The following is a 21,244-nucleotide window of genomic DNA, read 5'->3' on the forward strand; positions in this document are numbered from 1 at the left end:
GTTTCATATCTGCTAACACTTATAATTCCATTACGCTTTTTGTTGAAACCCTGTAAAAAATCGCGTACAAAACAGGTACAACAATCAATGTAATAAGGGAACCAATCAATAATCCAAACATGATGGCTACTGCCATTCCTCCAAATAACTCATCACTGATTAAAGGAATCATACCAAGTATGGTTGTAAAAGACGCCATTAGTACCGGACGCAGTCTGGAAACTGCTGAATCGATAATGGCCATTAAAATTTCTTTTCCCTCACTTATGTCCTGATTTATCTGATCCAGTAAAACCACAGCATTTTTAATCATCATCCCCATCAGTCCGAGCGTACCAATTATTGCCACAAAGCCAAAAGGTTTCCCGGTAAATAATAAACCATAACTCACACCAATAAAAGCGAGTGGAAGAATGGCTAAAATAATAATTGGTTGTCGGAAATTATTGAACAGCATCATGATAATTATTACCATTAACAAAAATGCCAAAGGCATAAATTTATTAATACTATCTTCTGCATCAACGCTATCTTTATGTTCTCCTAACCATTCTAAATCGTATCCTTCGGGCAAAGGAATTCCTTCAATCTTTTTATGGAGATTCTTAAATGTATCTGGTGCATTATAGCCTGATGCCGGATCACATTGAGCCTTAATTGCTCTTCGACGGTCGTAACGTTTAATTATTGGATCTTCAAAATCAATTTTAATATCCGAAACTACCTGACGCAAAGGAATACTATGCGCTACATTCCCCCAAACAGGCGTATTCTCCAAAGCCTCGATGTAATTGTCCGCCTTCGCTTTTGTTTTCAGAATAATCGGCATCATATCGTCACCCTGATAAAAACGTCCTATTGGTAAACCATCAGTGGCGCAAGCTAATGCATTCGACACATCGGAACGGGAAATATTAGTTACCCGTGATTGTGCCTGCGAAAAAACAGGATTCCAAACCTTAACAGGATTTTTCCAGTTATTAGTTACTTTAGTTGCTGTAGGTTCTGCCGCCATAATTTTTTCCGCCTGATCGGACAAATCTCTTAAAACCTTAGGATCCGGTCCTGAAAACTTAGCCTCAATCATATATTCTGCAAATATCGGAGAATAGTATTTTACACGACATCTTGCCGAGGAGTAATTTGCATCTAAATATTCCTGAACCTCTTTCCCTAATCTTTTTGTTGCTTCATAATCCTTTGTATCAATTATCAATTCACCGTAATTTGAATTATTATTTATAAAAGGACGAACCAATGTATATCGGGCAGGAGTTGCACCTAAACTAGTTGTTACATTTAGTACATCTTTTTGTTTAAGTAAATACGCCTCAACCTCGCCAAGGTCCTTTTCTACATTTTCAATATCAGAACCTACAGGTAAATAATACTCTACAATAAACTGATTATACTCCAAATTTGGCATAAACAGTTGCTTCACATTTTTAAAAGCAAATATTGATGATACAAATACCAATAAGGTAAGTGAAATAATTAACGTTTTGTGTCGCAAAGAATATTTAACAAAACCACGGAAATACTGATAGAATTTTCCACTGTATGGGTCTGTATTGTCCCCTTCTTTTTTACTGTATTTCTTACCTTTCAAAAATAAATCGCAGAAATAAGGTGTTTGAGATAATGCCAGCAACCAACTTAAAAACAAAGAAATTGCAATTACCTGAAACAAACTGGCACAAAATTCACCTGTACTGTCCGGCGATAAATAAATTGGCAAAAAAGCTAGTATTGCCACTAAAGTAGCTCCGAGTAATGGCATGGCAGTTTGTTTAGATGTCCTTACCATAGCATCTTTTCGCGGAATCCCTTTTTTGAGATCAACCAAAATACCATCAGCAATAACAATAGCATTATCTACCAACATTCCCATTGCAACAATAATCGCAGCCAAACTCACCCGCTGTAATGCAATGTCAAAACTAAGCATTACAATAAAAGTTCCTAATATGGTAAATATCAGACCACTCCCAATCAAAAGACCCGTTCTGAATCCCATAACCAGAAGCAATACAATCACCACAATTAAAACCGATTCAATTAAATTCACCATGAATTGCTCTATAGCAATACTTACACGATCCGGCTGATAAAAAACACGGTTGATCTGTATCCCAACAGGAACATTCGTCATTAATTTATCGATCTTATCCTGAACAAGTTCTCCCAATTTAATCACATTCCCGCCCTTATCCATGGCTATTGCCAAACCAATTGCCGGAGTTTGATTGTACTTCATTTTATTGGTGTACGGCGTATAGGAATCTTTCTTAATGTCAGCAATATCTTTTAGAAAAACCGAATTCTTACCACTGCCCGAAATCAATAAATTCTTTAAATCATCCAATTGCTGAAAACTGCCATCGGATGCAATTCTTACCCTATTACTTCCCACTTTAAAAGTTCCGGGATCAACAATCTTATTTTGAGCATCAAGAATTTGAATCACCTTGTAAGGATGAATACCCAAAAAAGCCATTTTTTCCTGAGAGATTTCAATATTAACACAAGATTGCTGTTCTCCAAATAAGTTAATTCGTTTCACTCCTGGCACAAGCAGCAGCTCTCTCTTCATGTATCGGGAATAATCCTTTAATTCCTCATCAGAAAAACCATCTCCGCTTAAAGCAAGGAAAATCCCATAAACATCTCCATAATCATCAAATACCATTGGATGAGATACTCCTGATGGCAGGTAAACACTTACATCATTCACTTTTCGACGCAGAACATCCCATATTTGAGGAAGATCTTTAGTTCGCACAGATGAAGCAATTTCCACAGTAATCTCTGAGTATCCTGCCATAGATCTGGATTCAATAAAATCTATATTATCCATAGATTGAATGGCTGTCTCCAAAATATCTGTAACGCGCAATTCCACTTCGTGGGGAGAAGCTCCCGGATACTTAGTAATTACTAATGCTGATTTCACACTAATTTCGGCATCTTCAAGCTTCGACATTTTAGTGAAGGCCACAACTCCGCCAAACACAATCGCAATCAGCACAAAAAGCAATACCTTCCGATGATTCAATACAGCCTCTGTAAAATTCATAACTGACCTCCGATATTAGAGTTTGACTTTTGAAGTAATTGCTTTACTTTTTGACCTTCGCGAAGACTATTAATACCAGCCGACACAATCAAATCTCCACTTGAAATACCTTTAGTGATGTTAATCATTCCCATTGAATCAAAACCTTTCATCTGCACCTCTTTTCTTTTTACGCAATTCGTGCTCTCATTGTAAACCCACACATACGATTTTCCCTCTTTACTAAAAACAGATTCTACCGGCACTTTACAACCTGTAATAGTTGTCGATTTTAATTTTGCCGTAATACTTGCCACCATTCCCGGAACAATTTGTTTATTCTGAGTATCGATTTTCAATCTCATTCTAAAAAAATTATCACCATTTGGCTTTCTTTCAATTTCAATTAATTTCAGATTAAAATCAATATTTGGAAAGTTTTCAAAATTCGCACTGAATTCGGTAAATAATTTATGCTGAAGAAAATCATTTTCACTTAAAGCAGCTGTAACTTCTAAATTATTCAAATCCAAAAGGGAAACAATAGGCTGACCGGCACCAATTTTTTCAAAATTTTCAACATACATAGCTTGTACGTATCCTGAAAATGGCGCGTAAATTTTAGTATCTTTTAAAGCATTCTCTGCAGCTTCTTTTTGTGCTTTTGCCAATTTATATACTGCCTGAATTTGATCATAAGTACTTTTTGATGTACTTTTCTTCTCGTACAATGCAGTATATCTTTCTGCTTGTAATCTTGCATTTTCAAAATTTGCATTAGCAGATTCCAATTGCACCAAATAATCACGATCATTTAATACCGCTACAAGCTCTCCTTTTTTAACAAACTGCCCCTCATTCACTTTTAAATCTACCAGTGGTCCTGCAATTTGAAAGGCTAATTTCACTTCTCTGGATTCTTTAACCAAACCCGTAAAAACCTTAACTGAAGTACCATTGGGGTTATCACTTACTTTATACACCTTAACTGGCTGAATAATCTCCGTTTTGGATTCCTCTTGTTTCTTGCATGCAAAAATTCCTACTGACAAAATTGTAGTAAGAATCACCATTTTAATTAGTTTCATCATTTTCATTTTGTTTCTTTGAACTATTTTCGTTCACTAGGTTCATTTTCCTCAAAAAAATATTGAAGTATATCTACCTCAACAGTTTTACACACTCTATACTATTTCCAAAAAGACTATTTGTTTTATTTTCTATTTTAAAGGAATTCCCATTCCCATAATCATGCATCGAAAAGCTGCACGTAATCTATTAATCGTTTCTTCTTCAGAGTAATGTCTTGTAATATAAATATCATTCAGACTTTGTAATGCATCAATACAATACTCAACATTAATATCCTGACGAATTAAGCCCTGTTCCTGCCATTCAGTATATTTACCATAAACAATATTTATTTCATCTTCATATTTTTCATCAACATCTTTCTCAATCAAAGGATATTCTTTATAAATCTGTTGTATTAGAACCTTCTGTCCTGCAATAGCATAACTCAAATAGTTATCTAAAAATTCCTGTGTTGCCTTTGCAGGATCATTATTAGATTTATAAGGCTCTAAAATTTTAATTATATTCACATTGAATATTTCAAAAGCAATTTCTCTTACCAAATCTTCTTTTGTTCCAATAATCTTATACAATGTAGCTTTTGCCAGCCCGCATTCACGAGCCAATTCAACCATATTCAAACCTTTAAGTCCAAATTTCAGCATCATATCCATCGCTACCTTAGTAACTCTCTCTTGAATCTCAACCTTATCTGATTTTGCCATAAATGAACTATTTTAGTATTTTGAGTACAAATATATATAAAAATATATTCATCCAATATACTTTATTGATTTTTAACGATTATTTAAAATTGCAATCTAAACAGAGTTTGTTTGTTTGGTATTGATTTAAAAGATATCGTACCTCCATGAAGTCTCATTAACTGTCTTGAAAGACTTAACCCTACTCCTGATCCATCCTTTTTTGTAGTGAAAAAAGGAACAAAAATCTCTTCTTGAAGATCTTTTTCGATTCCACATCCATTATCTTCAACTTCGATAAAACTCCTGTCTTCTTCATTTCTACCAATGCGAAGAATTATCCTCCTATTCTCAATTCCTCGAAATGCCTGAGTAGAATTCGTCAGCAAATTGATAATAACCTGATCTAATAAAACAGGATCAACATTTAAATCAACTTTCTTTTCCCTGCAAATCAGATCGAATTTAATGTCTGAACTTTTAAACTTTTCAGAAAATAAATTAGAAATCTTTACGATTCGTTCCAGAATATCAATTCGCTGAATATTTGGTTTTGGAATTATGGCAATATCTCTAAACCGATGAACAAAATCCAACAAACCTTTAATTCGTTCATCGATAATTTCCAGTCCGCTAACTGTATCTGATATCATCTCTGCATCAACCTCTTTATTGGAGATCAGCTTATTTGTATCGTCATCGCGATAGAAATCAATTAAAGTAGAAAGAGATGAATTTACCGGACTGATAGAATTCATAATCTCATGTGTTAGGATTCTAATTAATTTCTGCCATGAATCCAACTCTTTATCATCCAACTCATTTTTAATATTTTGAAAAGATACGAGCGTTAAGTTTTGACCGGACATTTTCAATTTAGTTGCTTTTACAGAAAGCTGAATCATTTCATAATTTCGGTAAAGAGTAATCAATTTTTGTTCAGATGGCTCTAAATTTAATATCAAACCCGAAATTCCTTCCTGAATTCTATCCAAATGCTGGATATGAAATAAGTTAGTCTTATTAAATATTTCCTTTGCTGCTCCATTAAATAAAAACACCTTTCCTTTTTCATTGAAAGAAACCAATCCAACTCCTACATGCTCCACCAATACTTTGAAATATTGATTTCTGTTTTCATTCTCAATTTTAATATTTTGTATGCTTTTATTAATCAGATCGAATTGAGTGAATAATTGATTATAACCTAAGTTTGATCTCCTGTTTTGAAATTTAATACTGGTATCATTATTTCGAATTGCTTTAAAAAAATTTTCCAAATCCTGATTTACAGCATTTAACTTTCGGATAAAGAAGTAAATCTGAATACTTAAAATGATTAGTAAATTCACAATTACAAGTACATCTTTATAGTACACCCAAGCCAAAGCCAAAAAAATACAGTTAACTAGTAAAGCAAATACCCGAACAATTATTACAATCGTTAATTTTGGATAAATCATATTTTAGATTTTAAGAAATATTGTATTTCTCAATTTTACGATACAATGTCTGCCGGCCAATATTCAATTCTTTAGCGACACTGCTAATATTTCCACGATTCCTTTTTATTGAATTTACAATAATCAACCTCTCAGCTTCATCCAAACTTATAGGACTGTCTCCTAGCTCAATACCTGAATTTTGTTTTTCCAAAAGAAAATCTTCCGGGCTCAGTTCTCCCTTATCATTTAAAATAACAGCCCGTTCCATGCAATGCCGGAGTTCACGAATATTTCCCGGCCACAAATAGTTTAGTAATTTTTCTTTCGTTTCAGGTCTTAGCTTTAACTCTGATTTTCCATATTTATCAGCATAGCGTTTTAAAAAGTGTTCTGCAATTGTAATGATATCATTCCCTCGGTTACGAAGAGGTGGCAGCTCAATCTGTATGGTATTAATACGATACAACAAATCTTCTCTAAAATTTCCTGCAATTATCATTTCCTGAACATTTTGATTGGTTGCACAAATCAGGCGAATATCTACATGCTCTTCCCGGTTTGAACCTAAAGGGGTAACTTTTCTGTTTTGCAATACAGCTAACAACTTTGCCTGCATGGCTAACGACAAATTACCAATTTCATCCAAAAAAAGACTTCCTCCGGAGGCAGATTGAAAACGTCCTTTCCGATCTTCTTTTGCATCGGTAAAAGCACCTTTTACATGACCAAACAATTCACTCTCAAAAATTGATTCACTTAAAGATCCCAAATCTACCCCCATAAAAATTTCATTTCTCCGGGCAGACATCAAATGAAGTTCTCTGGCAACCAATTCTTTTCCTGTACCATTTTCACCAAGAATAAGAACATTAGCATCTGTATTTGCTACCTTTCTAATTGTTTCAAAAACAGGTTTCATGGCTTCAGAATCACCAATTATTTTCTCGAAACTCTGATTTAAATCCTGTTCCAAAAACTGTTTTTGATTTTCTAAACTTTCAACTTTTTGTCTTGTTTGATGCAATTCCACACCACTTTTAAGTGTTGCAAATAGTTTTTTATTATCCCAAGGTTTCAAAATAAAATCAGCAGCTCCATCTTTCATTGCATTCACTGCCAGATTAACTTCGGCATAAGCTGTAAAAAGTATTACTACCAAAGTCGAATCAATCTTCAATATCTCCTTCATCCAAAACAAGCCTTCATTCCCATTGTTAATACCTGTTGAAAAATTCATATCAAGAAGTACAACATCAAATTTATGACAGGAAAGTAGATTGGGGATTCTATTCGGATTGCTGCAAATAATCACCTCATCGAATTTGCGCTTCAAAAACAATTGAAGAGATTCCAGAACACTCTTGTTATCATCAACAATTAATACGTTACCTGCTTTTTTCATTTTTCAAAAAGATTTACTCTTTCGTTATTCCAAATTTAAAAGTAAATCAAATTGATCAACTAAAAAACCAATTGTTCCATTCTGATACATCTCTTGGATGATTTTGTGACACTTTGAAACCTTAATAACGACTACAAATAACCATAAAAGTCTCACTATTATATAATTATGAATATTGGTATGAAAATAGCTTCCAGCATCAATAATTATTAAAAACACAAAGCCATGATAAAAACCGAAAATTTATGTAAAACATTCAGAACCGAAGAAGTAGAAACTTCAGCTCTTTCGAATCTGAATTTAGAAATAAAAAAAGGTGAATTTGTTGCCATAATGGGGCCATCTGGTTGTGGAAAATCAACATTATTAAATATTATTGGATTATTGGACAACCCAAGCCAAGGCAATTTTAGATTCATTGAGAATGAAGTATCTCACTACTCAGAAAAACAAAGAACGAAACTGAGGAAAGAAAATATTGGATTCGTTTTTCAAAGTTTTAATTTAATCGATGAATTAAGCGTTTATGAAAATGTAGAACTTCCATTGATTTACCAAAAAGTGCCTGCTGTTGAGAGAAAATTAAAAGTAAATGAAGTTTTGAAACGAGTTCAGATCGAAAATAGAAGTAAGCATTTTCCTCAACAATTATCTGGCGGACAACAGCAAAGAGTTGCCATCGCCAGAGCTGTTGTTGCCAATCCTCATTTAATTTTAGCTGATGAACCAACAGGGAATCTTGATTCTGCTAACGGCAATGAAGTTATGAACTTACTTTCACAGCTTAATGACGAAGGTACAACCATTGTGATGGTTACGCATTCGAGCTCCGATGCAGAAAGGGCAAGCAGAATAATTCAATTATTCGACGGACAAATTGTGAGTGAAAACAACAAATCCAAAATAGCAACGCCTGCCAATGCCGTTTCCTTTTTATAATTTAGACAATTCAAAATATTAAAACCCATATCATGTTTTTCAACAACCTTAAAATTGCCTATCGAAATTTAATCCGCAACAAAGGATATAGTTTTATAAATATATCAGGGCTGGCTATTGGTATGGCCTGTACTCTGCTTCTATTATTATGGGTAAATCATGAATTTAGCTACGATAAATTTCACAAAAAAGAAAAACAACTTTTTCAGATTGTAAACTGGCAAACCTACAGCGGACAAGAATACGGATGGCCTAACATACCGGGGAAACTTGTCGATTTAATGAACGAAAAAACACCTGAGATTGTACATGCAACAAACTACGATCCTTGGGGAGAGAAAAGTTTATTGAGTATAAACGGGAAAAAGAATTACGAGCGAATTTTTCATGCAGATGCTGATTTCTTTCAGATGTTTTCATTCCCGTTACTAAAAGGAACAGCCGAGAAAGTATTTGAAGATCCATATTCAATCGTTATTTCAGAGAAATTCGCTAAAAAATACTTTGGTAATAATGATCCCATTGGGCAAGTAATTAAATTAAACGAAAAATACGATATTACTATTACAGGTGTATTAAAAAACCTCCCATCCAATACTATTTTTGATTTTGATTTGCTAATGTCATTCGAATTTAAAAAGAAAGATTGGACCGGCTGGGAAAGCTGGGGTAATCATTCCTATTCGGGATTTGTAGAATTGGATGCAAGTACAGACCCTGATGCAGTAAGTGAAAAACTAAGTACTTTCTATGTTGATAATGTGGAGGCTGAATCTACCGAAAGAATATCTCTTTTTCCGGTAAGTAAAACACATTTATACTCTTTGGAAGGAAAAGAAACCAACTTAAAAAACATCCGCATATTTTTAATTATTGCCTTATTTATATTGCTGATTGCTTGTTTTAACTTTATGAATCTTTCTACTGCAAGAGCATCCAAAAGGGCGAAGGAAATAGGTTTAAAAAAGGCTATAGGTTCTTCTAAACCACAATTAATCTGGCAATTTCTTTTTGAGTCTGTACTGGTTTCATTGATCGCAATCAATTTTGCAATTATATTGGTTCGGGTATTTATTCCTGAATTCAATAACATTCTGGGACAGTACCTGCAATTAGATTATACAGATTGGAGATTTCTAAGCATCATGATTTCTGTAGTATTATTCACAGGACTATTTGCCGGAGCATATCCTGCCTTTTACATTACCTCGTATAAAACAATTGAAGTTCTGAAAGGAGTTACAAGCTCTGGAAAAAAAGCTACGGCTTTCCGAAAAGTATTAGTCGTTCTCCAATTTACATTAACTGTTTTTCTACTTATCAGCACTCTTACCATTACTCTTCAAACAAAATATTTGAAAACAGCTTCGACTGGCATCGACAAATCGAACGTTGCTTTCGTGGTATTAAATGGAAATATGAATGAAAATCTTAAAAGCATAAAAGAAGAGTTAATGATTGATCCTAGTATTCTAAGCTCAACTTTTGGTTCTGATCTTCCAATAAATCTTGGCAGTAATGGTGGCGGATATGAATGGAATAATGACGAATCAACTAAAGATGTTTTGGTTCACATGTATTTTTCAGATCCTGATTTTATAGATGTATACAAAACCCCATTAGTTGAAGGTCGTTTTTTTAACAAAGATAACTTTGATGCCGATTCTCTTACATTAGTGATAAACGAAACATTTGCTAAAATGATTGATAAGAATTCGGCTATTGATAAGACCATTGTGCATTGGGGATCAAACAAACGAATAATTGGTGTTATAAAAGATTTCAATTATAGAGGTTTACAGCAAAAAATTGGACCAATGGCTTTTATTCCTTATAAATATTATAATTTTTTGGCAGTTAAAATCGAAACAAACAGTAACAGCAGAGCCTTGGCACATATCGAAAAAGTATGTCAAAAATACAATCCGGGATTTCCTACAATTATTAACTTCTTAGAAGATAATTACACGTCCCAATATAAAGAGGAAGAGAGTACAATTGCTATTCTAAAATACTTTTCAATTTTAACCATTTTAATTTCGTGTCTGGGACTTTTCGGACTAGCTTCATTTATGGCCGAAGAAAAAACAAAAGAAATTGGCGTTCGGAAAGTTTTAGGAGCCACTGTCAGCAATTTAATAACACTCTTTTCCAGAGAATTTACCAAATGGGTAGTTCTTGCAAATATTATCGCCTGGCCTTTGGCTTGGTATTTTATGGACAATTACCTAAGCAAATTTGCCTTCCGGATTAATATGCCTTGGTGGGTATTTTTATCGGTTGCCATGTTAGTTTTTGCAATTTCCATTATTACAGTAGGATATCAAAGCTGGAAATCAGCCACCCAAAACCCTATTAAAAGTTTAAAATACGAATAACAGCACGGTTAACATTTTAGTATTTTAGCAGTTATTATTTAAAAGAACATACCTCTTCCAATTGAATCGCTTCAGACTGAATTGATTCGGGAAGAGGTATTTCTATTTGAATACAAGTGCCCTTACTTTCCTCCGAATTCAATACTATTTTTCCATTCAACTGATCTAGAAATTCCTTCACCAAATACAATCCAATCCCCAAACCACCATATCTTCTTGAATCAGAGTTATCCACTTGCCAAAAGGCATCAAAAACAGAATTCAGATGTTCTTTTGAAATTCCAATACCAGTATCTTTCACAAAAAGAACCAATGACTTATTCTTATTAATTGCAAAGCCAAAAACAACTGTTCCCTCTTCCGTGAATTTTATTGCATTATCTAAAAGATTTTCAAGTATTTTTTCTACTTTGGTTTTATCCGTAAAAACTTCAACCTGACTTAGATCATAATTATATTCAACTTCAAGCAGAATAGATTCCTTTTTAAATTTATATTTCTCCAAAAGATCACTAAAAAGAGAGACAATGGAAAAATAAGAAAAATGACAATCTCTTCCTCCTTCTTTTAATGCAATAAAATCTAATAGTAATCGATATTTATTATGTATTTTCTGTCCAGATTTATAAATATACCCTGAATACTTTTTCACATCTTTTTCTGTATAACTATATTCCTGAAGCAACTTAGAAAATCCTAGTACCGAATTAAGAGGTGTGAACATTTCATGACTTAAAATAGAGAGGAGATTGTCATTCGATATTTCACGTGACTTTTGATTTCCAAAAAAATCATTTATATCGATTTTTAAATCAAAGAAATCCTCCTCATTCCTAAAAATTTTTAAATAAAAGTAAAATGCACTTTTATGAAAAAAAATAAATTGAAAAGTAGTATTCGCTTGTCTTGTAAAAGTGCTTTTTGCACTAATAAATTTCTCTTCCTCCTCATTCCCAAGAATGTAATCAATACCGTGTTCATTAACTACATTTATTGCCCGATTCATACATGTTTCTTCAAATACTTCAACCGAAAAAGCATCTAATATTATGGATAGCATTTCCCGCTCTTTATTATCAACACAAAATAGCAAAGCTTTCTTTTTGTTTTCTCTCATGATTATATCAAGATTTTACTATTGGCAATATTCCTCTTCCCAATGTCATAGTAAAAATGCCTTCTTACGCTTAAACTTCCAAACTTGAAAATCACTTATTATACTAATCCCCCCTTAAAAAAAATAAATATCCACAACCTTTTACTCACAATATTCATCGACATGATAAAATGACAAATAAAATTATGATTGAAATCGAATCTTTGTTTATCAATCACTCTACTCCATCGACAGAAAATATCTCCTGACAAAGCAAGATTAACATACAATAAACAACCATTCGTCAACAAATCTAAATCCTCCATTGAAATTCATCATCTCAATTCTATATATTTGCTAGCTATTATCCATATACTACATAATTATTAAAATTCAATTAATCTATAATAATAATAGACCGGAAATTCCAAGCAAAACATTAGCAACTCAGTATTTTATTTATATGTTAATAATTTTCATGATTTAAGCTGATTATCCAGTTCCCTCCTTTATGGTAATAATTAAAACACATATACAACAAACATGAATTGTAAAGAGAATTGCAAGAAATACCAACAAGCTGTAGAAGATCAACAAGAATATAAAATCACGATAGAAGGGACTCCCTTTCATTATACCTCGTCGAACACATTGCAAATTTTAAACAGAGCGAGTATCAATACTGAAGAACACATACAAATTCAAAAACGAGGTGAAACTTTAACTATAAACAGCAGTACTATTGCTTATATGTATATTGAGTGCAAAATAGTTACGTTGATCAATTTTTCAGGAAACAATTTTGTGTTAACACACTCTCTTAATCATTACGAGGAATTACTTAACGATAGCTTCTTTAGAATCAATAGACAATGTATTGTCAACAAAAACAATATCAAAAAAATTACCTCTTCGAATGGTAAAATTTCGGTGAGATTAAAAATACCTAAAGACAAAATAGTTTCTATTACAAACAGTAAAGAGAGGGAGTTTTATAAATGGATTAAAAAAATACCTAATTTCAATGAAATTACAGAAGGAATTGAATAGCTCTTGCTGCTATTCAGAAGCAAGTTTTCTTATGTAGAATACCATCAGCCAGTAAAGGAAAATTTCACCTCATTAACATAGCTTCAAATGTTTTCACCCATTTATGAAACTCTGGATAAACTTCCACGGCATGTTTTATGGTTTGTATTTTTAAGAACTCTTTCAATTTTTGCTTTCCTCCTTTATTGATTAAAAATTCAATAAAAGCCGCTCCAACAGGATAACTTAGATCTCTTTCATATTTAGTGGGTTCTTCCCACAACTGCAGTAATGAAAACTTATCCTTTGGAACTCTAAGCCGTGCAATTCTCAATAAATTCTGGTCCATTTGGTCGAAATACATTCCCAAACCTTCCTTAATCAACATTGTCCTGAACTTTGTCTGCACTGCCATCTGACAAAGCATATGGCAAAGTTCGTAGTCATTAGGAGCATTATATAGTACGTTCACTATACGAAGATCCGAATTTGAGAACCCAAGAGGACGATTAAACTTTCTAAATGCCTCATTTCTATCGCTCCATACAAAAAAATCTACTTTTTTAATTGGTTCAGCACCGAGGGTTTCTGTAATTCTTTTATAGTTAAGATCGTTTCTTGCCATGAATGCACCCACATTCTCCAATTTATTTTTATCCTGAAAATGAAATCGAATATTCTCTGATTCCACAACTTCCCATACTTTATAATAAATCCCGGTTTGAAACAAATTCAAATATTTATCCGCATAATTAGCAGCCTCTTTTGATTTTCTGTCATTCTGACATTCTTTTAATAGTTTTACAGCTCTTTGTTCTTCGCCATTTATAAAATAGCATTTTGCCAAATACGCCTTACTGATTTCTTTTACATCACTCGAAACTGTTGCCGATGCGATCGTTTTTTCCAAATAAGGGACTGCAATTGTAAACTGCTTGGAATCTGTGTAGGCCCGACCTAAAATCGAATTTAAATCCGGATCTACTGCATTTCCCTGCAACATAGAATGAGCTTTCTCAATTACCTGATCGTATTTTCCTTTCGAGAACAATTTTTTCAGCTCCTTATTTTGACTCATTGAGCTAATATGGAAAATGATCAGTAGTAGTGTAACAAGTATTCTATTCATGGCATAAATCAGATTTAGAGCTAGCAATTTACAGGAATAAATTGATTAACAAAATGAGTATTTAAAGAATTCTATTGATTAGTCAATTATCGTTCCACAACTTGCTTATAAAAACGACTACAAAAAAAAGTTCATTTCAAAAGTATTTTTAACCTTCTCAATGAACTCTTCTTTGTTTAATTATATTTTTTACAGAAAAAACAAAAATGGTATGACTATTCCAATTACAATCAACCACTTCCCTCTTCCGGTAATCCCTTTTTTACCAGGAACCATAAACATCCCGGATAAAGCGAACACAATCAGTACAACGGCAAAAATATCTGCCATTAGTGTCCATCCTTTTCTACTATTGTAATGAAGTTTATTAATAAAATAGACCCATTCTTTTTTCTCATACACCTCAAATGACAAGCGTCCGTTTACCGGATCGTAATTTCCCAATCCCCCTTTTAAATAAACATTGTATTTACTGTCATCAGGAATTATTCGGTTTAAAGGATAATTCGTAATGTTTTTGTCCCAATAAACCTTTAACTGATTTGGTGTTAAATTTGAAGCCAACTGTATTATTTTAGACTCAGTATGGTAAGCCGGATCTTCCCCATTCTTTTTATGATTTAAAATAATACCTGACACGGAATAAATAATAGTGATTCCAACAAAAAAATATCCCAGATCACGATGTATAAAACGGAGCCATTTTCTAATTTTTACATTATTCCACAACTTCATAACTATTTCCGTCTACATAATAAATTGCATAATAATTTTTGTTGTTCTCTTTCATCCAATCTCGCATTTCCTTAATATTTGCCATTTCCGAACTACAATGTTTTCCGCCGTCTTCCGAAGTATCCTTAGCCTTAACTTCTGTTTCCCATTCATCTATTGCAGCTTCTTCTAGTCGTGTCTTTCTCAAAATTCCAGACACCGTAATATCCTGTCCGGCCATTTCTTTATCAAATCCCTCCAAATTCCCACTTGCTTCTACACGAATAGATAAGTTACCTTCCAAATTCTTTAAAATACAGCGTTTGCCCGAATGTGCGCAAACATGATTTACCAATCCTGTAAAATGAACTTCTTTACCAACCAATTCTTCAGCATTTACCATTAACTGATCAATGGTTACAACAGCTGTTTTGATTTGTGCTAACTGATTTTTTTCAATATTACCTTCTTTTGCCTCTCTTTGTTTTGAATTACAAGACATACAAAAAAGAAAAATTGCAATGATGCTTACGTATTTCATTGTGTTACTTTTTAGGATTATTAATTGTTTGTTTTGATTCACACAAACTTATGATTACCAAGGAATAAATCCTAACAAAATAACAATTCATTAACAATATTTCTTTCCATAATACATGGAAAAAAATGAAATTAAATATCCATTGGTTTTGATGCCGGTAATTGAAAAAATCACTACTTTAGAAATTGAAGTAATAAAAAGTAACATTCGAACTACTTTAGTAACCATTCGCGCACAATACCGTAATATTACGGATAATAAGAACACACAAACAAAATTGTTCATAAAGTATTTAATACGGTTCAAACACTATGCTCACAAGATTTACACGATTTAAAGACTGGAAGATTAAATCCAAGCTGCTTTTGCTGACTCTTCTAACACTTTTAAGTATCCTTTTCTTAAGTTTGACTTCAAACTATTTTTTCAACACAAACAAAACTCTTGATTTAATAATTAATGGCGTACGTGTTCATCAAACTCTACTACAAAATGCCACTGAGGAACTTTATAATTTCAAAATTTCGAAAGACGTTGAACATCTTGAAAGATCTGCCGAATATTTAACCCGGGCAAACCATTTAGCTGAAGACTTTATACAAATCAACAATGACTTCACATTCAAAAGCGATGATGAAATAGCAAACGATCTGTTCAAGAATTTTCCTGAAATCTATAATAATGAGATTAATAATGCCAGACTTTTAGTGAATCGCTTAAAAATACTGAAAACACTAAACAACAGCAACATTAAAGACACGAGAATTCATGCAAAAAAAACCCTTGATCTTGTTGAAAAAATAAAAAATGAATTACTTACAAAAAGAGAAAATATAAACCTTGATACAACAAAAATACAGCTAAGCGAGATTAAACAACACTATACAGAAATTAGTTCTGTTCTTAGTAATTTAGCGGAAAAAACCAATTCTGCATTAATGTGGGTGATGCTCGGAATTGCTTTACTCCTTGCAATTACAATTCTGCTATTGTCAAGATATATTTCCAAATCAATTTCTGTTCCTGTTCAACAAATGGTGAACAATTTTAAACTTATTGCCAAAGGTAACTTTCGCACTCCTTTAAGTATTAATTCAAAAGATGAAATTGGTGCTTTAGCTAATTCTTTCGACATTATTCAACAAGATTTTCAGAATGTTGTTAACTACACACAAAAAGTTGCACATGGAGATTTAAGCGTAAGTCTTACGCCTAAATCCAAAGAAGATGAATTATCAACCTCTTTAAATCAGATGGTGAAAACCCTTAAGGATGCAAAAACCATAAATGATGAAACGTCATGGTTTAAATCTGGTGTGAATCAATTGAATGGAGTTCTTCAAGGGGATCAAAATTTAAATGAAGTTTCGGACAACTCTCTTATATTCATGACTGAATTTTTAAGTGCTGAGCTTGGTGCAATTTACGTTTATCAGGAAGAAAATCAGAATTTATCACTTACTGCTTCCATTGGTATACCCAATAAAAATCAATACAAAAATATTAGATTAGGGCATGGCTTACTTGGTCAGGTAGCTCGAACAAAAAAACTAAAACACATTAAAGATGTTCCTGAAGATTATTTTACAATTTTCTCTGGAACGGGGGAAATAAAACCTACCAACATTGTTATTGTTCCATTAATTTTTAACAGCACCCTTTGGGGTGTAATGGAATTAGCATCGATTAAAAAGATCAGCGAATCGGAAATTGAATTCATTAAAGCTGTTCGTGAAAGTATTACTGTGAAAATTGCCTCAACATTAGCTCGCGTCCGACTGGAGAATTTATTAGATACTACTCAGAAGCAAGCAAGCGAATTACAGGTTCAGCAAGAAGAACTTCGGGTGGCCAACGAAGAATTAGCTGAACAAACTAAAATACTAATTGATAACGAAAAAAAACTTCAGGTTCAGCAGGAAGAGTTGAGAGTTGCCAACGAGGAATTGGAGGAACGAACCAACCAATTGGAGATTCAAAAAGACGAAATTCAAAGCAAGAACATTAGCTTATCCCAAACACATGAAAAGTTAGAAACGAAAGCACGCGAATTGGAGCAAACAAGTCAGTACAAGACTGATTTCCTTGCAAATATGTCTCACGAATTGAGAACTCCATTAAATAGTTTACTTATTTTATCAAATCTTCTCGCGAAAAACAAAAAGGGTAATTTAGATGATGAAGATATTGAATCAATCGAAATTATTAACAAAAGCGGCAAGGATCTGCTTCAGCTTATTAATGAAATTCTGGACCTTTCGAAAATTGAAGCAGGGAAAATGACTGTTCATTTCGAAAATCTGGGTTCCGACAGTATCGCGCAGGAAATATTAATGAATTTTAAACATCAGGCTGAAAAGAAAAAAATAAATTTCACCATCGATATTGAAGAGGATTTCCCAAAAACAATAGAAACAGACCAATTGCGTTTAGCTCAAATCTTAAAAAATCTTTTATCGAATGCATTCAAGTTCACTTCGAAAGGTACTATTTCTGTAACTATGAGAAAGCTTACTGATCAGGAAATAGTGCGACGAGATGATTTAAAAGAAATTGAAACATGTGCTTTTGTTGTTACTGATACCGGAGTAGGAATACCAGACCAAAAGAAAGATGCTATTTTTGAAGCATTTCAACAAGCCGACGGGAGTACTTCCAGAAGATATGGCGGCACAGGATTAGGCTTGTCTATTTCAAAAGAATTGGCCAGAATGCTGGGTGGCGAAATCCATGTGGAAAGTGAATCTGGAAAAGGATCTACTTTCACTTTACTATTACCGGTGAAACAATCTGTTAAAACCGTTCAAAACTCTGCTTTAGAGTTGCAGGAGAAAGACTTGCAGCCTGATGAAGAAAAACATATTGTTCTTCCTCTTTTCATTGATGATGATCGAGATATTCCACATACAGGTTCTACTGTAGTAATTATTCATCCCGACAAAAAAGAAGCAAGTTTATTGTACTACCAAATTCACGAAAGCAGTTTTCACGCTTTGGCTGCCTCAAATGTTGAAGATGCAATTTTACTCATTGAAGCTCATCAACCTTCGGCAATAATCATAGGAGTAGAATTACTGATGAAAAATGGCGAAACAGAATTGGATCGGTTAAGATCACACCCGTTCGCATCTAATTTGCCAATTCATATCGTAAATCCTGTAGAGGGAATCAGAGAAAGGGAAAAAAATGTACTGCCAACTGTTAAAGCTACAGATTTCTCGAGTGCCATTAAAAAAATTCAAAAAGAACTATTTTCAGAATCTAAAAAAATCTTAATCGTTGAAGATGATTCGTTTACCCGAAAAATTATTAGAACACTTTTAAAATCAACAAATGCTGAAATAGAAGAAGTTTCTACTGGAATTGAAGCCTTTAAGCTAATTAGAGAAAATAGTTACGATTGCGTAATATTAGATTTAGGTCTGCCTGATTTCACAGGGAATGAACTGCTGACCAAGCTGTCCGAAGCCAATATAATTATACCAAACACAATTATTTATACAGGTAAAGAATTATCACGGGAAGAACACCGGCAACTAAGCAAATACACCAATTCGATTATTTTAAAAGGATTAAAATCCGATGAACGATTAATGGACGAAGTCACCCTCTTTCTGCATCATGTTGCAACAACAATTCCCGATAATCCTAAAATTAAGGTTACCGAAATAGATGATTCTATTTTTAAAGGAAAAAAAGTACTGGTTGTTGATGATGAAATCAGAAATATTTTTGCACTGGGCAAAATACTTGAAGATAAAGAAATAGAGGTTTTTGAAGCTGAGAATGGTAAAATTGCAGTTGATGTTTTAAAAGAAAACAAAAACGTAGATTTAGTACTTATGGATATTATGATGCCGGAAATGGATGGTTATGAAGCCATGACTATAATTCGAAAAACTCCGGGAATTAAAAATATTCCGATTATTTGCCTGACTGCCAAGGCAATGAAAGAAGATTATGAAAAGGCAATTTCATCGGGAGCAAATGATTATTTATCAAAACCAATAGATGAAAATAAATTGTTTTCAATGTTAAAAATTTGGCTTTACAACTAACTATACTTTTAAAATAGATTCAATTAAAGCAGAAAATCAGTACCAAACAAAATACAATTGGACAACAAACAATAACAGGAAAATGAAAAAAGACAAAATATTAATCGTTGATGACAAGGAAGAAAATTTGATAAGCCTTGAAAGAATTCTTAGCGATTTTGATGTTGAATTTGTTCGTGCATCATCTGGAGAAGATGCCCTAAAATATACTCTGAAAGATGAATTTGCAATGGCTGTTCTTGATGTGCAAATGCCAGAAATGGATGGCTATGAAACCCTCGAATTAATGAGGCAGCGAAAGAAAACCAAGTATTTACCGGTGATCTTTGTTTCTGCAATTCATCAAAGCGATTTACACATCATTAAAGGAATAGAAACCGGAGCTGTCGATTTTATTCCGAAACCTATTATTCCTGAAGTTTTGAAAGGAAAAGTAAGTGTATTTCTGGATTTATATCGTCAGCGTAAAGAATTGGATTTGCTGCTGGTCTATTTAGAAAAAAAGAATGAGGAACTTATCATTGAAAAAAATAAAGCTGAGGAAGCGACCCGATCAAAATCATTATTTTTGGCAAACATGTCACATGAAATTCGTTCTCCGATGAATGGAATCTTAGGTCTTTCAAAACTTTTACTGCAATCCGAACTCAATTCAGAGCAAAAAGAGATGCTTGATGTGATGGCTAGATCAGGTGAAAATTTAATTCAAATTATTAATGATATATTAGATTACTCGAAAATTGAAGCAGGACAAATTGAAATTGAGGAGATTGATTTTGATATCCGAAAAGTAACCGACACAATTTTTCATCTTTTAAATTATAAAGCCATTGAAAGAGAAATTGAATTTAAAATTGAGGTGGATGAAATCATTCCTGAAAATTTAATAGGAGACTCATTTCGTTTAAATCAAGTACTCATGAATTTGACAAATAATGCAATCAAATTCACACAAAACGGTTCTGTTACCCTATCTATAAAATGCATTGAAAAATCGAAAGAGCATGTGTCTTTATTCTTCACCATTAAAGATACCGGTATTGGAATATCAAAGGATGCACAAAAAAAACTATTTAGAGAATTCACCCAATCAGACAGTTCAATCACCAGGGAATATGGAGGAACAGGTCTTGGCCTTGCCATTTCAAAAAATATTACTCAATTAATGGGCGGAAAAATTATTGTAGAAAGCGAACTGGGAGTTGGTTCAGAATTCATGTTCGAATTGAAATTTGGATGCAAAGAAAGAAAAGAAAATATGCCCATTCATCAAAACATTACACTCCCTTCTAACTTATCGATACTCGTAGCTGAGGACAATCCAATAAACCAAAAAGTGGTTACACTCACCCTTCGAATGATGGGATTAACTTGTGACATTGCAAAAAATGGCGTTGAAGCTCTTGAGTTGTATAAAAAAAACCGTCATCAAATTATTCTTATGGACATGCAGATGCCTGTTCTTGATGGAATTAGCGCCACCGAAAAAATTAGAAGCTTCGAAATTTCTGAAACTATTGATGAACCGACATATATTGTTGCTCTTACAGCCAATAGTTTTATCGAAGACAAACAAAAATGTACTGAAGCCGGCATGAACGATTTCCTGACTAAACCATTTAAAGAAGCTGATCTTAGAAAAATTTTGAGTCAGGCGTCGAAAAGCATCGCACAATAAGA

At 33.2% G+C, this 21,244-nt stretch carries 14 protein-coding genes; 5 read left to right on the forward strand and 9 right to left on the reverse strand.

The features are described from left to right. Positions 1 to 19: 19 nt before the first annotated feature. The 5 genes from GQR60_RS06850 to GQR60_RS06870 form a co-directional block, all read right to left on the reverse strand. Positions 20 to 3,076, reverse strand: coding sequence for an efflux RND transporter permease subunit (locus GQR60_RS06850; protein ID WP_124992218.1), 3,057 nt, complete (start codon positions 3,074 to 3,076; stop codon positions 20 to 22). Beyond that, positions 3,073 to 4,143, reverse strand: coding sequence for an efflux RND transporter periplasmic adaptor subunit (locus GQR60_RS06855; protein WP_160463431.1), 1,071 nt, complete (start codon positions 4,141 to 4,143; stop codon positions 3,073 to 3,075). Before GQR60_RS06855 ends, GQR60_RS06850 begins: the two co-directional genes overlap by 4 nt. Positions 4,144 to 4,275: 132 nt before the next feature. Continuing rightward, the gene (locus GQR60_RS06860; protein WP_124992220.1) at positions 4,276 to 4,854 is read right to left on the reverse strand and encodes a TetR/AcrR family transcriptional regulator; all 579 of its coding nucleotides are present in this window, start codon (positions 4,852 to 4,854) and stop codon (positions 4,276 to 4,278) included. An 83-nt stretch (positions 4,855 to 4,937) separates the two neighbouring features. Beyond that, positions 4,938 to 6,296, reverse strand: coding sequence for a sensor histidine kinase (locus GQR60_RS06865; protein WP_124992221.1), 1,359 nt, complete (start codon positions 6,294 to 6,296; stop codon positions 4,938 to 4,940). Between the two features lie 10 nt (positions 6,297 to 6,306). Further along, positions 6,307 to 7,680 carry a sigma-54-dependent transcriptional regulator gene (locus GQR60_RS06870; RefSeq protein ID WP_124992222.1) on the reverse strand — a complete coding sequence of 458 codons (1,374 nt, stop codon included), beginning with the start codon at positions 7,678 to 7,680 and terminating at the stop codon, positions 6,307 to 6,309. Between the two features lie 225 nt (positions 7,681 to 7,905). Here GQR60_RS06870 and GQR60_RS06875 point away from each other — a divergent pair, with 225 nt between their 5' ends. Together GQR60_RS06875 and GQR60_RS06880 are read left to right on the forward strand one after the other, a co-directional pair. Beyond that, a complete protein-coding gene (locus GQR60_RS06875) occupies positions 7,906 to 8,619 on the forward strand; it encodes an ABC transporter ATP-binding protein (RefSeq protein WP_124992223.1) in 714 nt (237 codons plus the stop codon). Positions 8,620 to 8,651: 32 nt separating this feature from the next. After that, entirely contained in the window at positions 8,652 to 10,997 is a 2,346-nt protein-coding gene (locus GQR60_RS06880) for an ABC transporter permease (RefSeq protein ID WP_124992224.1), read from the forward strand. 34 nt (positions 10,998 to 11,031) lie between these two features. On the opposite strand, the gene GQR60_RS06885 is transcribed toward GQR60_RS06880, so the two are convergent. After that, on the reverse strand, positions 11,032 to 12,114 hold the full coding sequence (locus tag GQR60_RS06885) for a sensor histidine kinase (RefSeq protein WP_124992225.1): 1,083 nt from the start codon (positions 12,112 to 12,114) through the stop codon (positions 11,032 to 11,034). A 522-nt stretch (positions 12,115 to 12,636) separates the two neighbouring features. On the opposite strand from GQR60_RS06885, the gene GQR60_RS06890 reads away from it, so the two are divergent. After that, positions 12,637 to 13,143: a LytTR family DNA-binding domain-containing protein gene (locus GQR60_RS06890; protein WP_124992226.1), complete on the forward strand. Its 507-nt coding sequence runs from the start codon at positions 12,637 to 12,639 to the stop codon at positions 13,141 to 13,143. A 64-nt stretch (positions 13,144 to 13,207) separates the two neighbouring features. On the opposite strand, the gene GQR60_RS06895 is transcribed toward GQR60_RS06890, so the two are convergent. The 3 genes from GQR60_RS06895 to GQR60_RS06905 form a co-directional block, all read right to left on the reverse strand. After that, positions 13,208 to 14,251 carry a tetratricopeptide repeat protein gene (locus GQR60_RS06895; protein WP_124992227.1) on the reverse strand — a complete coding sequence of 348 codons (1,044 nt, stop codon included), beginning with the start codon at positions 14,249 to 14,251 and terminating at the stop codon, positions 13,208 to 13,210. A gap of 189 nt (positions 14,252 to 14,440) precedes the next feature. Next, positions 14,441 to 14,986 carry a PepSY-associated TM helix domain-containing protein gene (locus tag GQR60_RS06900; RefSeq protein ID WP_124992228.1) on the reverse strand — a complete coding sequence of 182 codons (546 nt, stop codon included), beginning with the start codon at positions 14,984 to 14,986 and terminating at the stop codon, positions 14,441 to 14,443. Then, positions 14,970 to 15,506 (reverse strand): hypothetical protein, encoded by a 537-nt coding sequence (locus GQR60_RS06905; RefSeq protein ID WP_124992229.1) that lies wholly within the window; start codon positions 15,504 to 15,506, stop codon positions 14,970 to 14,972. The genes GQR60_RS06900 and GQR60_RS06905 overlap by 17 nt, the downstream gene beginning before the upstream one ends. 311 nt (positions 15,507 to 15,817) lie before the next feature. On the opposite strand from GQR60_RS06905, the gene GQR60_RS06910 reads away from it, so the two are divergent. Together GQR60_RS06910 and GQR60_RS06915 are read left to right on the forward strand one after the other, a co-directional pair. Continuing rightward, complete coding sequence (locus GQR60_RS06910; RefSeq protein ID WP_124992230.1) at positions 15,818 to 19,564, forward strand: response regulator; 3,747 nt, start codon at positions 15,818 to 15,820, stop codon at positions 19,562 to 19,564. Between the two features lie 82 nt (positions 19,565 to 19,646). Further along, positions 19,647 to 21,242 carry a response regulator gene (locus tag GQR60_RS06915; RefSeq protein WP_124992231.1) on the forward strand — a complete coding sequence of 532 codons (1,596 nt, stop codon included), beginning with the start codon at positions 19,647 to 19,649 and terminating at the stop codon, positions 21,240 to 21,242. The last annotated feature ends 2 nt before the right edge of the window (positions 21,243 to 21,244 follow it).

It is taken from the genome of Labilibaculum euxinicum (genome assembly GCF_009795715.1).
In the GTDB taxonomy this organism is placed as follows: domain Bacteria; phylum Bacteroidota; class Bacteroidia; order Bacteroidales; family Marinifilaceae; genus Labilibaculum; species Labilibaculum euxinus.

Bases quoted from the DNA above. Each gene is read 5' to 3' on its own strand.
- GQR60_RS06885 (WP_124992225.1), bottom strand. From the start codon at position 12,114: ATGAGAGAAAACAAAAAGAAAGCTTTGCTATTTTGTGTTGATAATAAA.
- GQR60_RS06900 (WP_124992228.1), bottom strand. From the start codon at position 14,986: ATGAAGTTGTGGAATAATGTAAAAATTAGAAAATGGCTCCGTTTTATA.
- GQR60_RS06895 (WP_124992227.1), bottom strand. From the start codon at position 14,251: ATGAATAGAATACTTGTTACACTACTACTGATCATTTTCCATATTAGC.
- GQR60_RS06880 (WP_124992224.1), top strand. From the start codon at position 8,652: ATGTTTTTCAACAACCTTAAAATTGCCTATCGAAATTTAATCCGCAAC.
- GQR60_RS06905 (WP_124992229.1), bottom strand. From the start codon at position 15,506: ATGAAATACGTAAGCATCATTGCAATTTTTCTTTTTTGTATGTCTTGT.
- GQR60_RS06875 (WP_124992223.1), top strand. From the start codon at position 7,906: ATGATAAAAACCGAAAATTTATGTAAAACATTCAGAACCGAAGAAGTA.
- GQR60_RS06850 (WP_124992218.1), bottom strand. From the start codon at position 3,076: ATGAATTTTACAGAGGCTGTATTGAATCATCGGAAGGTATTGCTTTTT.
- GQR60_RS06870 (WP_124992222.1), bottom strand. From the start codon at position 7,680: ATGAAAAAAGCAGGTAACGTATTAATTGTTGATGATAACAAGAGTGTT.
- GQR60_RS06890 (WP_124992226.1), top strand. From the start codon at position 12,637: ATGAATTGTAAAGAGAATTGCAAGAAATACCAACAAGCTGTAGAAGAT.
- GQR60_RS06855 (WP_160463431.1), bottom strand. From the start codon at position 4,143: ATGAAACTAATTAAAATGGTGATTCTTACTACAATTTTGTCAGTAGGA.
- GQR60_RS06860 (WP_124992220.1), bottom strand. From the start codon at position 4,854: ATGGCAAAATCAGATAAGGTTGAGATTCAAGAGAGAGTTACTAAGGTA.
- GQR60_RS06865 (WP_124992221.1), bottom strand. From the start codon at position 6,296: ATGATTTATCCAAAATTAACGATTGTAATAATTGTTCGGGTATTTGCT.
- GQR60_RS06915 (WP_124992231.1), top strand. From the start codon at position 19,647: ATGAAAAAAGACAAAATATTAATCGTTGATGACAAGGAAGAAAATTTG.
- GQR60_RS06910 (WP_124992230.1), top strand. From the start codon at position 15,818: ATGCTCACAAGATTTACACGATTTAAAGACTGGAAGATTAAATCCAAG.